This is a genomic window from Pseudomonas sp. TWP3-2 (genome assembly GCF_049897765.1).
GTDB lineage: Bacteria > Pseudomonadota > Gammaproteobacteria > Pseudomonadales > Pseudomonadaceae > Aquipseudomonas.
Genome location: NZ_JAFCWW010000014.1, coordinates 13,350 through 26,983, shown reverse-complemented (window position 1 = coordinate 26,983; position 13,634 = coordinate 13,350). Strand labels below are relative to the sequence as shown.

Genomic DNA, 13,634 nt, shown 5'->3' with positions numbered 1-13,634 from the left:
ATCACTTTTTCATGATGGATGTGAAGAGGTCCGACTCGAGAAAACGTTCAAGCCAGGCCTGCAAGCGAACATACGGCGTCTGCGCAAACCACTCGCGGTCAACATGCGCGAACTGGCGCACGAACGGCAGCAGGGCGATATCCGCCATACACGCATGGTCAGCCAGCAAGTAATCGCGATCCTTGAGCAGACCATCCAGCTTGGCCAGAAACAACTCGCCTTCGGCGCGATAAGCTTCCATCGGCTGCTCGGGATAACGCTCGGCGTACTTGTAGCGATTCAAATGCACCTTGAACACCTGATCATTACCCTCGATCAGCTTGTCCATCCACAGCGCCCCGAACGAATCATCCTTGAGCAACCAGTCATCCGGATCGTTCTGCGCCAGCGCCCAGCGCATGATTTCCAGACTCTCTTCAATCACCCGACCATCCGCATCCAGCACCGGCACCGTGCCCTTGGGCGAGATTGCCAGCATCTCGGCCGGTTTGGCCTTGAGGCTGACCTCGACAATGTCCACGGTCACGCCGGAATAACGCAGCGCCATCCGCGCGCGCATCGCGTACGGGCAGCGGCGGAACGAATACAGCGTATTCATTTCACCTCCAGCGTGCTCAGGCCATTGCCTTGGCGCTGCACCTGAATCTGCACCGGGATCCGCTCGTGCATTTCCTGTACGTGGGAAATCACCGCGACCTTGCGCCCCTGCGCCTGCAAACCATCGAGCGCATCCATCGCCAGTTGCAGCGATTCCGGATCGAGACTGCCGAAGCCTTCGTCGATGAACAGCGATTCGATCTTCAGTGTGCTCGACGCCATTGAGGCCAGACCCAGCGCCAGTGCCAGCGACACGAGGAAGGTCTCGCCACCGGACAGCGAATGCACCGAACGCAGTTCGTCGCCCATCTCGGTGTCGAGCACCAGCAGGCCGAGCATGCTGCCACCGCGTTTCAGGCGATAGCGTTTGACCAGTTGGCGCAGTTGCACGTTGGCGTGATGCACCAGCAAATCGAGGTTGTAAGCCTGAGCGATCTTGCGGAAGGTGTCGCCGGTGGCCGAGCCGATCAACGCATTCAGGCGGGCCCAGCGCTGATACTCGGCATAGGCGTCGGCGATCTGTTGCGCCAGCGCCTGATTGGCGTTTTGCCGACGCTGATCCTCGGCCTGTTCGGCGCGCAGCTCGGCGCATTGTTGTTCGCTGATGACGCACTGGTTCTGCAGATCATTCAGTGCGACCGTCAGTTGCTCGGCTTCCAGATTGCCGTTGTGTTGCGCCTGATGCGCGAGCAACTGGCGTTCGCGCTCCTGCACCAGAACCCTGGCCTGTTCGATGGCTTTTTCATTGTTCTGCAAGCGCTGACGCAGCTCGCTGACCTGCGCGTCATCGACCTGCAGCAGTTCTTCGAGGCCGCCGTCATCCAGCTCCGGATGACCGGCCCGCCATTGCGCGATCTTGCTGGCGAGTTCGCCGTGTTCGCTTTCCAGGGCGAGCAAACGTTCCTGCTGCGCCTCAAGCTCGGCAGCTATTTTCACCCGTTGAGTGCTTACGCTCTGTAGCTCTTGAGCCGTGCCAGCCTCGGTAGTGCGCGCGGTTTCCACAGTCTGTTCAAGCTGTTGTTGCCAGTGTTCAGCGCTGCGGTGTTCGCCGAGCAACTGGGCGAGTTTCTGCTGGCTGACCTGTTGCTGTTCGTTGAGTGCCTGGAACTGCTGTTCAGCAGTTTGCAGCTGTTGCACGCGGGACTGCTGGCGGTCTTGCTCTTTTTCCAGCGTCTGCTGACGCTGTTGTTGCTCGGCCAGTTCTTCTCTCTGCTGATCGAGTTGTGCCAGACGCTCGGCAATCTCGCGGTCGAGTTGCATGAAGGTCGCCGCCGGTTCGACGCGCAACGCTTCCAGAGTATCGGCCGGCAGCAGGCTGGCAAATGCGCTGAGTTCTTCGTCCAGACGCTGACGATCATTACTCAATTGCTGCTGCTGATTGCTCAGGTGTTGAGCCGCTTGCTGGTGCGCAGTTTCGGCCTCGCGCAGCTGTTGCGTCAGGCGCGCGGCGTCCTGTTGCAGGGTGAGCAGGGCGCTCTGGCGCTGCTCGTCCTGGCTGATGCTCTGGTTCAACTGGTTGTTTTGCTGGGTCAGCCAGGCGTCACGTTTTGGCGCATCCTGATTGAACAGTGATGCAGCCAACGGATGCGCTTCAAGACTCGGCGTCAGTGCTTGCTGCTGGCTCGCCAGTTGTTCCTGCTGCTGCAGCAGTTCCTTCTGCCGGGCGATCACGCCGCCGACTTCGGCACGCAGTTCGGTGAGCTTTTCCTTGAGCTGATCCACCGCGTTCTGCGCGTTGGCCTGTTCGTTTTCATCATGGCGACCGAGGCTTTGCAGCAGCGCTTCGGGCTGATGGTACGGATGCTCATGACTGCCACACACCGGGCACGGCTGATCATCCTGCAACTGCGCGCGCAACTCTTCGACACTGGCACTGCGCGCCACACGCTGACGCTCCAGCAGTTCGCGGGTGACGTTGAGAGTCTGCTCGGCGATGGTCAGCTCGGCTTTGGACTTGACCCCGTCCTGGGTCAGGCGCTCGCGTTCTTCCTGTGCCGCGAGTTGCCGCTGTTGCAGCTCGGCGTTGCGCTGATCCAACTCCTGCTGAGTGGCCCACAGCCGCGACAGGTCTTCGATGGCACGCAGGTGTTTGCGGTTGTCCTGCAACAATCCGCCGAGCATGCCGATCTGTTCGGCGACAGCGTTCGGCTCGGCTCCGGCTTCCTTGAACAGGACTTCCAGTTGCTGCTTCTGCGTAGCGAATTCTTCGGCGCTGCGCGTGGCGGTTGCTTCTAGCGTCGCCAGTTCACCCTGGCCTTTGTTCAAGCGATTGCCGATCAGCATTAACTGCTGCAAACGGTCGCGATAAGCGTTCCACGCATCGCTCAGTGGTGCCAGATGCAGACTTTGCTCAAGCTCGACGGCGATGCGCTGCAAGCGCTCGCCGACTTCCACCTGCTTTTGTTGCATTGCTTGAATCGCACTTTGGCCTTGGGTGCAGGCCTGTTGTGCATTCTGTTGGGCTTCGCCACTTTGTGCGGCGTCTTTGATCAGACGGGCGAGGGTGCTTTGCTCGTCGAACGCCTGGCGCACCAGCGGGGCACTTTCGGCTTGCTGTTTTTGCGCTTCGCTGAGGGCGACTTGAGCGGCGGCGAGGTTCTGATCGAGCTGCGTCTGACGCTCGCTCAACTCAGCGTGTTGCTGGGTATGCGTGGCAATCTGCGCAGCCAGTGGCGTCAGCAGCGCGTCGATTTGCGCTTTGCGCGCAAACTGATGCCGTTGCGGCGCGAGTTGTTCGAGGCGCGTAAGTTTCAGGCGTTCGCCGACCAGGCTGTCACGCTCCAGTTCAGCGCTGTGCAGTTGCTCGGCGGCAGCCTGTTGCGCGTCCTGTAGCAGGCGCAAATCCTTCAGCCAGGTGTGTTGCTGCTCAAGCTGCTTGAGCCGGGCCTGCTGCACTTTGAGTTGCTGCTGAGCGGCGTTGAAGCGTTCGTCGAGTTCGGCGCGGGCTTCGGCGGTCAGCGGCGTGACGCCAGTGGCCTGATCCTGCAACAGCTTGTGCGCTTCGCGGGCCTCTTTGGCCTTGTCGAACGCGCGACGGCCGAGGCGAGTGTAGAGCGCGGTATCGGTAAGTTTTTCCAGCAGTTCGCTGCGGTCGTTATCGTCAGCCTTGAGGAAGGCGCTGAACTCGCTTTGCGCGAGCAAAACGGCACGGGTGAACTGTTCGAAATTCAGCCCCAGCGCGGCTTCGAGTTGCGCCTTGTACTCACCTTTCTGACTGGCCAGCAGTTGATCCTGATCGATGTCACGCAGGCTTTGCCGACTGGCCTGCAACTTGCCGCCAGCCTTCTCGCGCGCGCGATTGGCCTCCCAGCGCGCCCGGTAACGCCGACCATTTACACCAACAAAATCGACTTCCGCATAGCCTTCACCGGTGCCGCGCCGCAGCAGGGTGCGCGGGTCGCCAGTGGCGATTTCACCGTCGGCGTCTGGCACTTTGGCGTCACGGCTGGTGTTATTCAAGCGCGGCACCGTGCCGAACAGCGCCAGACACAGCGCATCGAGCAAGGTACTTTTACCGGCGCCGGTCGGGCCGGTGATTGCAAACAGGCCGGCACTGGCCAGCGGTTCGGCGGTGAAATCGATGTCGAACGGGCCGGCCAGCGAAGCGAGGTTTTTCAAACGAATCGCGAGAATCTTCATGGCTGCTCGTCCTCCATTTGCACGTCTTGCAGCAGTTCGGCGAAGTCCTTGAGCGTCTGTTCATCGACCTCGCTGCCGTAGTTGTCGAGCCAGGCGCGGCTGAACAATTCCTGCGGCGAGAGCTGGTCAAGTTCGATCAACGCGCTGCCGTCCTCCGCACCGTCCGGGCCACCGCTACCGGCGTATTCGGCGGCAATGCGCACCAGACGCACGGCTTTGCCTTGCAATGCACCTTCAATTTGATGGCGCAGATCCGGCTGCGGCTCGTCGAGCGTCACGCGCACTTCCAGCCATGGTTGACGCTGGGTTTCAGCCAGCAGATCGATGTTCGGCAGCTCCGCCAGTTGCAGCAGAATTTCTGCGAGCGGCATCGGGCCGATGCGTTGCAGATTGACCGCGCGCGGGATCAGTTTCGGCTCGACGCTGACCAGGGTTTCGCCGTCGAGCAATACTTCTAGAATCTGATGCTGATAGCCAATCTCGGAGAACGACAGCGGAATCGGCGAGCCGCTGTAGCGAATGCGCTCTTCGCCGTTAACCTTCTGCGGCTTGTGCAGGTGGCCGAGGGCAACGTAGCTGATGCTCGGCCCGAACAGGCTGGCGGGCAGCGCCTCGGCGTTACCAATGATCAGGCTGCGCTCCGAGTCTTCCGAAACCGAACCGCCGGCCATGTGCGCATGGCTGATCGCAATCAGCGCCTGACCCGGTTTGCGCTTGGCATTGGCCGCTTCGATCAGCCATTCGTGAACTTGGCCGATGCCACGCAGGTAGTTGTCGCCCAAGTGCGCGCCGGTGACTTCGGCAGGCCGCAGGAACGGCATCGCCAGGCACCACGCGGCGATCTCGCCTTGCGCATTCGGCAGCGGCAACAGCAGGCGTTCGGCATCCAGTTGCCCGTCATCCAGCCACAACACCCGACCTAGCGCATGGGTACGCAGACGGCGCATCAACGGCGCGGGCAGTTCGATGCGCGAGCCGGAATCGTGGTTGCCAGCGATCATCACGATGGTCAGCAGCGGCTGTTGTTCGTGGGCACTGACGATGAAGTTGTACAGGGCTTCCTGAGCTTTGACCGGCGGATTGACCGTGTCGAAGATGTCGCCGGCAATCAACAGCACATCCGGCTGCGCCAGTTTCAGTTGGCCCAGCAGCCATTCGAGAAAGCACGCATGCTCGAAATCGCGCTCCTGGCCGTGCAGGTTTTGCCCAAGGTGCCAGTCGGAGGTGTGAAACAGACGCAAGGCGGACTCCGTAACAGAAAGAGGTGATAGCCGCAGATGGAGAGGGCGGCGAAAGAGGAGGGAGTTTACTGGCAATCGGGTCAGGTTGCCCGAAGGGGATGAAAATCAACAGATCGTCCGATCGCGGCCCGAGCCTGCGGAAGCTTCAGGGGAAATGCATTGCAAATTGTCGGAGCTGCCACAGGCTGCGATCTTTTGAGCTTATTTCGGATAAAGCGGCGGCAACCCGCTGTCACCCACCGGATCCTGCACCCGCTCCGCCGCCGGTATCGCCCGAATCGCCCGCCATAAATCTTCGCCTTGCCAATGCTGGCCGGTTTCGCTGTAGAGCGCACCGTTGAGGCCATCCAGCGCATCCGACAGCGGCACAAACCGCGCCGCCATGTCCGCCAGCGTTTCCGGCTGCTGCCGCGCCCAGGCATCCAGCGCCTGCCGCGTTGCGTGCGGGTCGTTGGCCTGACTGGCACGCTTGATGTCGTCCATCAATGTGCGGGGGCTCGGGCCGGTTTGCGCGGCGCGCAAAATCGCCGGTTGCCAGCGGGCGCGCCACCACAGGCCGAAGCCGAGCAGGGTGGTGCAGGCCAGAATCATGGTGCTGAGTTTCCACCACCACAGCGCTTCACTGTCGGCGCCGCCGGCCATTTGCAGGTTGCCAGCCGGGGTGTCGACTTGCAGGCTCGGATTGTTCAGCACTTGCAGGGTGCGCGCCGGCAGGCTGCTGTGTTCCAGATGATCTTCGAAGGTGTTCCACCAGACCACGTCCACCGTCGGCAGCTCGATGGCGCCGCTGCGACTCGGCACCAGCGCTTCACGTTCCTCGCGACTGCCGATCAGGCCTCGTTCGCTGTTCTGGTTGGTCAGCACCGGTTGATCCGGATAGCGGCGCAAACCGTTGGCCTCGGTCGCGGGCAGCGGCGGCAATTGTGAGCTGGCCTGGCCTTCGACCCTGAGCGTCAGGCTGCGGGTCAGGGAGTCGCCGACTTGCGTGTGCTCCGGTTCCGGGCTCCAGCTCTCGCTCAGGCTCAAGCTGCGCGCCGGTAGCCACGGCGCGTCACTCGGATAAGTCATCGGTTTGGGTTTGACCGTCAGCGGAATCTCCACCGAGCTGATGCGCATCAGCTTGCCCGGTTTCGGCCCTTGCGCCGCCGTAGCGTCCTGCGACGGCTGGGCGTCGACCAGTGTGGCGCTGAAGGTTTGCGGCGCGATAGTCAGCAGACCGCTGTGTTGCGGGTAGATCGCGTAGCGCATCTCGATCACGCCGTGACGCACACCGTTGATGTCTTTCTCATAGGTGCGCATCTCGCCCAGCTGTTCGATGCGCGCATCGGCGATCTGCAACGGGGTCAGGCTGCTGTCGTCATACAGCGACACCGAATGGTAGATGCGCAGGGTCAGGATGGCCTGGGCCTGCACATAGACGGAGGACTGATCGAGGCTGGCCTCGATGAACACCGGGTCCTGCGCATTTTTGTCTTCGCGGGTGTCGCTTTCAACTACTTGCACGGTGATCGGCTGAGTTTGCGTTTCACCCAGTTGCAGCGACGGGATGACCACGCTGCCGTTTTGTTTGGGCAGCAGGGTGATGATCCAGCGCGTGGTCGCACGGTTGGCGCCATTCAGCGTATTCAACTGGTTGACCTGACGGGTGCCACGCACTTCGAACTGTGCCTCCAGCGGTGCCAGATCCGGTTTGCCGAACTGCGTGACATCGTTGGATTCGAGGGTCAGCTCGACCGTCTCGCCGGAGTTCAGGCGACTGCGATCCACACTGGCTGTCAGCTCGGCCGCGTGGGCAGAGGCTGTGCAGATCAGCAGTGGCAGCAAGAGGGCGGTGAAGCGGGTCATCGAGTGTTTTCCTGATCCTGATGTTGTTGCTGTTCGTACCAGAACTTGCGTCGCAGCAGTTCGCCCGGATCGTCCGGGATCTTGCCCAGCCATTGTTCCAGTGCCTGGCGTTGCTCGCCGGCGAGGTTGTCCTCGCTCGGGTGCAGCGTCGGCGGGGTGCTTTGTTGTTCGCCTGGCTCGCTTTCCGGCAACTGGTTGGCGCCCGGCAGTGGCGGAGCAGTTGGCGGCGGTTCGGCGGCCGAATCGCTTGGTTGAACCTCGCCTGAGGTTTCATTTGTACCTGCCGGCGGTGGAGTGTTTGCCGGCGGTGTGTCACCACCCGGAGCGTTTTGCTGATCGGTCTTGTTGTCCGGTTCGGCCGGCGGTGGAACATTTTTCAGCTTGAGCAGATTTTCCACCAGCGCCTTGTTGGTCAGCGCCGGGCGCAGATCTGGCTGGCGCTCCAGTGCCTGTTCGTAGGCATCCAGTGCCGCGTCCAGCTCACCGCTTTTGGCCAAAGCATTGCCACGATTGTAGTGGGCGTGCGCGTCGTTGCCTTCGGCAAAGCGCTGAGCGGCGCCACTGTAGTCGCCGGCCTCGTACAGCGCCACCCCTTGCCACTGCGGATCTTCGAAATGCTGCGCGGCCTCAGCCGGGCGTTTTTGCTTGAGCAGGTGCAGGCCTTGCTGGTCGGGGCGTAGCCACAGGTCTTCGAAGTCGAACGCGTAACTCGGTTGCGGCAGGCAGAACAGCAGCGGCAGGCAGAACAACCAGCCACGCCGACCGGCGCAAGCCGCCAGCAACAGCAGCGGCAATAGCAACCAGAAACCCTGATCGGCCCAGGTGTCGAGACGCAGGGTCTGGCCATCGTTGCGCAGGCTGCGCGGACCGTCGAGCAGACCGAGTTCGCCCAGATCGGACTCATCGAGACGAGCAATCCGATACTCGCCGCCCACTGAATTTACAAAGCTGTTGAGCGCGGCGCTGTCGAGTTGCGGCACGCGGATCGCGCCTTGTTCATCCTTGAGGAAACTGCCGTCCTCCTGCGCTATCGGCGCACCTTCGGCGGTGCCGATCCCAAGCATCAGCAACTGAGCCGATTGCCCGCCCAGCGCCTGACGAATGCCTTGGCGCTCCTGTTCCGAGAGCGACGAGCCGATCAGCAGAATCCGCCCTTGGCCGAGTGCGCCTTGTTCGAGCAACGCCAAAGCTTTGCTCACTGCCAAATCAGCGCGATGGCCGCTTTCCGGCATCAGCGAAGGCTTCAATGCGTCGAGCAGATTGCGACTGGTCGCCAGATCATCCGACAGCGGCACCAACGTATGCGCGCTGCCGGCGTAGACAACGATTGCAGTCTGCGCATCGCTGCGCACCTGAAGCAGATCGAACAGTTTGCGCCGCGCCTGTTCCAGGCGCGTCGGCGGCGAGTCGGTGGCGAGCATTTCCGGAGTCAGTTCCAACACCACCACCAACGGATCGGCAGGCTTCTGGCTGATCTGTTCGACGCGCTCCCAGCTCGGCCCGAGCAACGCCAGAATCGTCAGCAGCCACGCCACGCCAAGCGCAACCCACGGCAGTTTACTGTCGCGACCGCTACCGCCACTGAGCAAAGTGGCGTGGAACGCTGGCGGCAAGATCATCTGCCAGCGCCCGGCGCGTTTTTGTCGATGCCAGAGCAGCCAGATCATCCAGCCGAGCAATGGCAAAAGCAGCAGCCACCAAGGGCGGAACCAGTGCGGCCAGAGGGCGATCATCGGCGCCTCCGCAAACGCAGACGCTTGAGGCGTTCACGCCAGTCAGGCAGAGGGCTTTGCAGAAAAAGTTCCTTGGTGAACAGGCGTTGCAGCGGGTTGTCCGGCCACAATTCGCGTGCGACCAGCAGCATGCTCAACCACAGCGCCAGTGCCAGCGGCCAGTGATACAGCGCTTGGGCCGGGCGGGCCTGGGTTGGTTGCTGGGTCACCGGTTCCAGTTGATCGAGGGTGTCCTTGATCGCTTGCAGCTCCTTGGCGTCACGGGCGCGGAAGTAGCGCCCGCCCGTGGCCTCGGCGATGGCTTTGAGAGCCGGTTCGTCGAGATCCAGCGTCGGGTTGGCGCCGAGCAGGGCGGTAGCGCCGCTTTCTGCCGGATCGGCGCCAATGCCGATCGGATAGATCTTCACGCTTTCGCTAGCCGCCAAACGAGCAGCGGTCAGCGGATCGATTTCGCCGCCATTGTTGGCGCCGTCAGTGACCAAAATCAGCACCCGGCTCTGCGCCGGACGCATGCGCAAGCGCTTGAGCGCCAAACCGATGGCATCGCCAATCGCGGTGTTCTTGCCGGCAATGCCAATGCGCGCTTCGTCGAGCCAGACCCGCACCGTGCGCCGGTCAAACGTCAGCGGCGCTTGCAGATAAGCCTGGCTGCCGAACAGGATCAAACCCACCCGATCACCCTCGCGACTTTCGAGGAAATCGCCGAGCAGATGCTGGACCAGCGTCAGGCGGCTGACGTCTTCGTCATTCCACTGCATGTCGGGGAAATCCATCGAGCCGGACACGTCAACTGCCACCAAAAGATCACGGCCACTGGCGGCAATCGGCAGCGGTTCGCCGAGCCACTGCGGGCGCGCGGCAGATATCAGCAACAACAGCCAGAGCAGCATGAACGGTGCCTGTTGCCGCCACGCCGGCAGATTGGCCCGGGCGCGGCGGCGGGCGAGGCCTTCGAGGTCGGCGAGGAAACTGACTTTCAATGCCGGCTCGCCGCTGTCGGCCACCGGCAGCACGAGGCGCATCACCCATGGCAATGGCAGCAGTAGAAAGATCCACGGCCAGGCGAATTCAAACATGCTTGCGAATCCAGGTATCGACCGCTTGAGTCAGACCGGCGATGGCCTTGTCGTCAAGCTTGCACTCAGGCTTGTACGCGCCCTCGACCAGCACCATCCAGCGCGTCAGACCGGCGGCGGGGCAGCGGTTGTCGAGAAACGCCAGCCATTTGCGGCCATTGAGGGTGTGGCTCTGGCTATACGGATAATGGTTGCGGCACAGGCGCTTGAGCAGACCGTTGAGCTGTTGCAACCAGGCTCCGGCCGGTGCGCCGTCGTAAGGTTTGGGCATCTGTGCGAGTTCTGCGAGCGCGGCGACGCGCACCGGGTCCAGCGGGATTTCGGCGCGCACGATCGGGCGTTTCTTGATCGGGATGAAACGACGCAGACGCCACACGGCAACGCCGAGCAACGGCAGCAACAGAAGCAGCAACCACCAGCCCGGCGCCGGCGGCCAGAAGGCAATCGGTGGCGGCGAGATCAGCGGTTGCAGTTTTTCGAGGTCGTTCATCGACCTTTCCCCGGACGCTGCGGATTGAGGAATTCGCGCAGTTGCTCGACCATTTCACTCTGGGTGCTCAGTGGCATCAACAACACGCGCAGTTTTTGCGCGAGCAATTCCCAGCGGGCGATGCGTGCTTCGGCTTGTGCGCGGTAGGTCTGGCGCAGTTCGAAATTCAGGGTGTCGAGTTCCAGCTGCGCGCCGCGTTCGGCGAATCTCAACAGTCCTGCGGCGGGCAGGGCGTGATCCAGTGGATCGGACAATGGCAAGAGCAGCAGGTCGCAATGACGCGACAACAGGCTCAGTTGCTGCTCGGCACTCTCGGACAGCGCGCGCTCATCACAAATCACAATCGCCAGACTGCCCGGGCGCAGCACTTCGCGCGCACGGCGCAGGGCCACGCCAAAGGCATCGCGATCCGGCTCGCGCTCGGTGTGCAGCGATTGATTGACCTTGACCAAGCGGTTGAGCAGTTGCAGCAAGCTTTGTTTGCTGCGCCGTGGCTTGATCTCGTAGTGCTCGTTGTCGCCGAATACCAGCCCGCCGACCCGGTCGTTATGACCCAGCGCAGCCCAGCCGATCAGCGCCGCCGCCTGCGCCGCGAGTACCGATTTGAACATCAGCCCGGAGCCGAAAAACAGCCGCCGGCTCTGTTCGACCATGATGAAAATCGGCCGCTCGCGTTCTTCATGGAACAGCTTGGTGTGCGGCTCTTGAGTGCGCGCCGTCACGCGCCAGTCGATGGTGCGCACGTCGTCGCCGGCCTGATACACCCGCACCTGATCGAAGTCGACACCACGCCCGCGAAACTTCGAGTGATGCAGGCCGATCAGTGGGCTGCGCTGGCTCGGCGTGGAAAACAGCTGCACCTCGCGCACCCGGTGGCGCATCTCGATCAGATCAGCGAGGGTGATGCGTACGCCGGGTTCCGAGGGCAGGGAGGCGTTCATCGGGGTCAAGCGACGGCTACGACGTCGAGAATCCGCTGCACCACGCGATCCTGATCGATACCGGCCGCTTCGGCCTCAAACGACAGAATGATGCGATGGCGCAACACGTCGAACAGCACCGCCTGAATATCTTCCGGGCTGACGAAGTCGCGACCCGCCAGCCAGGCGTGGGCGCGGGCGCAACGGTCGAGGGCAATCGAGCCGCGCGGACTCGCGCCGTAGGCGATCCACTCGGCCATTTCCGGGTCGAACTTGGCGGGGTTGCGTGTGGCCATGACCAGTTGCACCAGGTATTCCTCCACGGCGTCAGCCATGTACAGACCGAGGATTTCCTTGCGCGCGGCGAAGATCGCCTGCTGGCTCACCCTACGTTCGGGTTTAGTCTCGCCGTTCAGCGCTTCGCCACGGGCCTGTTGCAGGATGCGCCGTTCGACAGCAGCGTCGGGGAAGCCAATCTTGACGTGCATCAGGAAACGGTCGAGCTGCGCTTCCGGCAGCGGGTAAGTGCCTTCCTGCTCGATCGGGTTTTGCGTGGCCATCACCAGGAACAGCGGCGAAAGCTCATAAGTGCTGCGGCCGACGCTGACCTGACGCTCGGCCATGGCTTCGAGCAATGCCGATTGAACCTTGGCCGGGGCACGGTTGATTTCGTCCGCCAGCACCAGATTGTGGAAGATCGGGCCTTGCTGGAACACGAAGCTGCCGGTTTCCGGGCGATAGATCTCGGTGCCGGTGATGTCTGCCGGCAGCAGGTCGGGGGTGAACTGGATGCGATGGAACTGGGCCTCGATGCCCTCGGCGAGTTCTTTGATCGCTTTGGTCTTGGCCAGCCCCGGCGCGCCCTCGACCAGCATGTGGCCGTCGGCGAGCAGGGCGATGAGCAAACGCTCGATGAGTTTTTCCTGGCCGAGAATCTGCGTTGAAAGAAAGGTTCGCAGCGCGAGCAGCGCTTCACGATGTTCCATCGATGACTGTTCCTGGAAAAGGTCGCCCCGGCAGTTCGAATAACCCCGGGGCTGGGGGCGTTACTTTAATCCATCGCGGGGGGTGGCGACTAACGGCATTTTGCGCAAAGTGCGGGAAATGACTGGGGGGAATGTTGGAATTTTGTAGGCGGGGGAGTGTTGAGGTGGCAGTTATGGCCTCATCGCTGGCAAGCCAGCTCCCACAGTGTCCGTGGTGAACACAGATTTTGTGTATACCCCAGAACCTGTGGGAGCTGGCTTGCCAGCGAATGGGCCAGTGCAGACACCCTCAAATCTGGCTAATGAAAGTGCCAGTGCCATCCAGAATATTCTTCAAAGTCAGCTCGACTTCAGCCAGGTCGACCATGTTCGCGTCGTAGGTGATTTCCAGCACGTCATCACCGTTGAGCACATCGGCATCAGCAGCGGCGATTTCAATCTTCAGCAGCGTCGGGGTCAGCGTGACTTTCACTCCGTCCAGCGTCGAAGGCTCGCCATCCAGCGTGATCTCCAGCTCTTCCTCGTCCGGGTAGCGGCTCATCAGAAACATTTCGCCCTTGTCGCTGTGGCAGCAGAGCATGGCCATGTTGTCTTCTTCGTCGTCGCACGGGTTGACGATCAAAAGGGCGGTGGTCATTTGCATGGGGGAATTCCTGCCTCGGCGGGCGTATTGGTCGCAATAAAGCCCAATTCTGCCAGCCCTCGGGAATTTCTGCTCGGACAAGTGTCTGAGCAGGGGCGTGACCGTCGTGAGGGTGTCGGGTCATTTCATGTGCGGATGTTTCGAAAAAACTCACCCAAACCGCCTGAATCCGGCGCTGACTGCTAGTGTTGTGCGATGCATCGCGCGTTGTTTGCGTGCCCGTGAACGAATATGTCGCAGCGCCGCAAGCAGACACATTGTCGCAGTCGTTAAGCTGCGCAACGGATGAGCACCTGCAAAGGCATTGTCGCTGGCCCGGTTGCGGCGCCCGGCAGTCGCTTTTGCAGATGCCCATTCACGGAGGTGAATGTGACCTGAGTGTCTCGTCCAGCTTCACCCACCTGTCATCCTGTTTCCTCTGCCCGAGATTCAGGAACAGGCTGACGGATCGCCCCGAAAGGGGT

General features: G+C 61.9%; 10 protein-coding genes. All 10 read right to left on the bottom strand.

The features are described from left to right. Window position 1: 1 nt before the first annotated feature. The gene (locus ACP7EE_RS19525; protein ID WP_426236010.1) at window positions 2-598 is read right to left on the bottom strand and encodes a glutathione S-transferase; all 597 of its coding nucleotides are present in this window, start codon (window positions 596-598) and stop codon (window positions 2-4) included. After that, complete coding sequence (locus tag ACP7EE_RS19520; protein WP_426236008.1) at window positions 595-4,236, bottom strand: AAA family ATPase; 3,642 nt, start codon at window positions 4,234-4,236, stop codon at window positions 595-597. The genes ACP7EE_RS19525 and ACP7EE_RS19520 overlap by 4 nt, the downstream gene beginning before the upstream one ends. Beyond that, window positions 4,233-5,477 carry an exonuclease SbcCD subunit D C-terminal domain-containing protein gene (locus tag ACP7EE_RS19515; RefSeq protein WP_426236006.1) on the bottom strand — a complete coding sequence of 415 codons (1,245 nt, stop codon included), beginning with the start codon at window positions 5,475-5,477 and terminating at the stop codon, window positions 4,233-4,235. Before ACP7EE_RS19515 ends, ACP7EE_RS19520 begins: the two co-directional genes overlap by 4 nt. Window positions 5,478-5,678: 201 nt before the next feature. After that, window positions 5,679-7,322, bottom strand: coding sequence for a BatD family protein (locus ACP7EE_RS19510; RefSeq protein WP_426236004.1), 1,644 nt, complete (start codon window positions 7,320-7,322; stop codon window positions 5,679-5,681). Then, window positions 7,319-9,055: a tetratricopeptide repeat protein gene (locus ACP7EE_RS19505; protein ID WP_426236002.1), complete on the bottom strand. Its 1,737-nt coding sequence runs from the start codon at window positions 9,053-9,055 to the stop codon at window positions 7,319-7,321. Before ACP7EE_RS19505 ends, ACP7EE_RS19510 begins: the two co-directional genes overlap by 4 nt. Then, complete coding sequence (locus ACP7EE_RS19500; RefSeq protein WP_426236000.1) at window positions 9,052-10,131, bottom strand: vWA domain-containing protein; 1,080 nt, start codon at window positions 10,129-10,131, stop codon at window positions 9,052-9,054. Before ACP7EE_RS19500 ends, ACP7EE_RS19505 begins: the two co-directional genes overlap by 4 nt. Further along, window positions 10,124-10,621, bottom strand: coding sequence for a DUF4381 domain-containing protein (locus ACP7EE_RS19495; protein ID WP_426235998.1), 498 nt, complete (start codon window positions 10,619-10,621; stop codon window positions 10,124-10,126). The genes ACP7EE_RS19500 and ACP7EE_RS19495 overlap by 8 nt, the downstream gene beginning before the upstream one ends. After that, entirely contained in the window at window positions 10,618-11,562 is a 945-nt protein-coding gene (locus tag ACP7EE_RS19490; protein ID WP_426235996.1) for a DUF58 domain-containing protein, read from the bottom strand. Before ACP7EE_RS19490 ends, ACP7EE_RS19495 begins: the two co-directional genes overlap by 4 nt. A gap of 5 nt (window positions 11,563-11,567) precedes the next feature. Next, window positions 11,568-12,527: an AAA family ATPase gene (locus tag ACP7EE_RS19485; protein ID WP_007913915.1), complete on the bottom strand. Its 960-nt coding sequence runs from the start codon at window positions 12,525-12,527 to the stop codon at window positions 11,568-11,570. 289 nt (window positions 12,528-12,816) lie between these two features. After that, a complete protein-coding gene (locus tag ACP7EE_RS19480) occupies window positions 12,817-13,170 on the bottom strand; it encodes a hypothetical protein (RefSeq protein WP_426204172.1) in 354 nt (117 codons plus the stop codon). Window positions 13,171-13,634 lie beyond the last annotated feature (464 nt).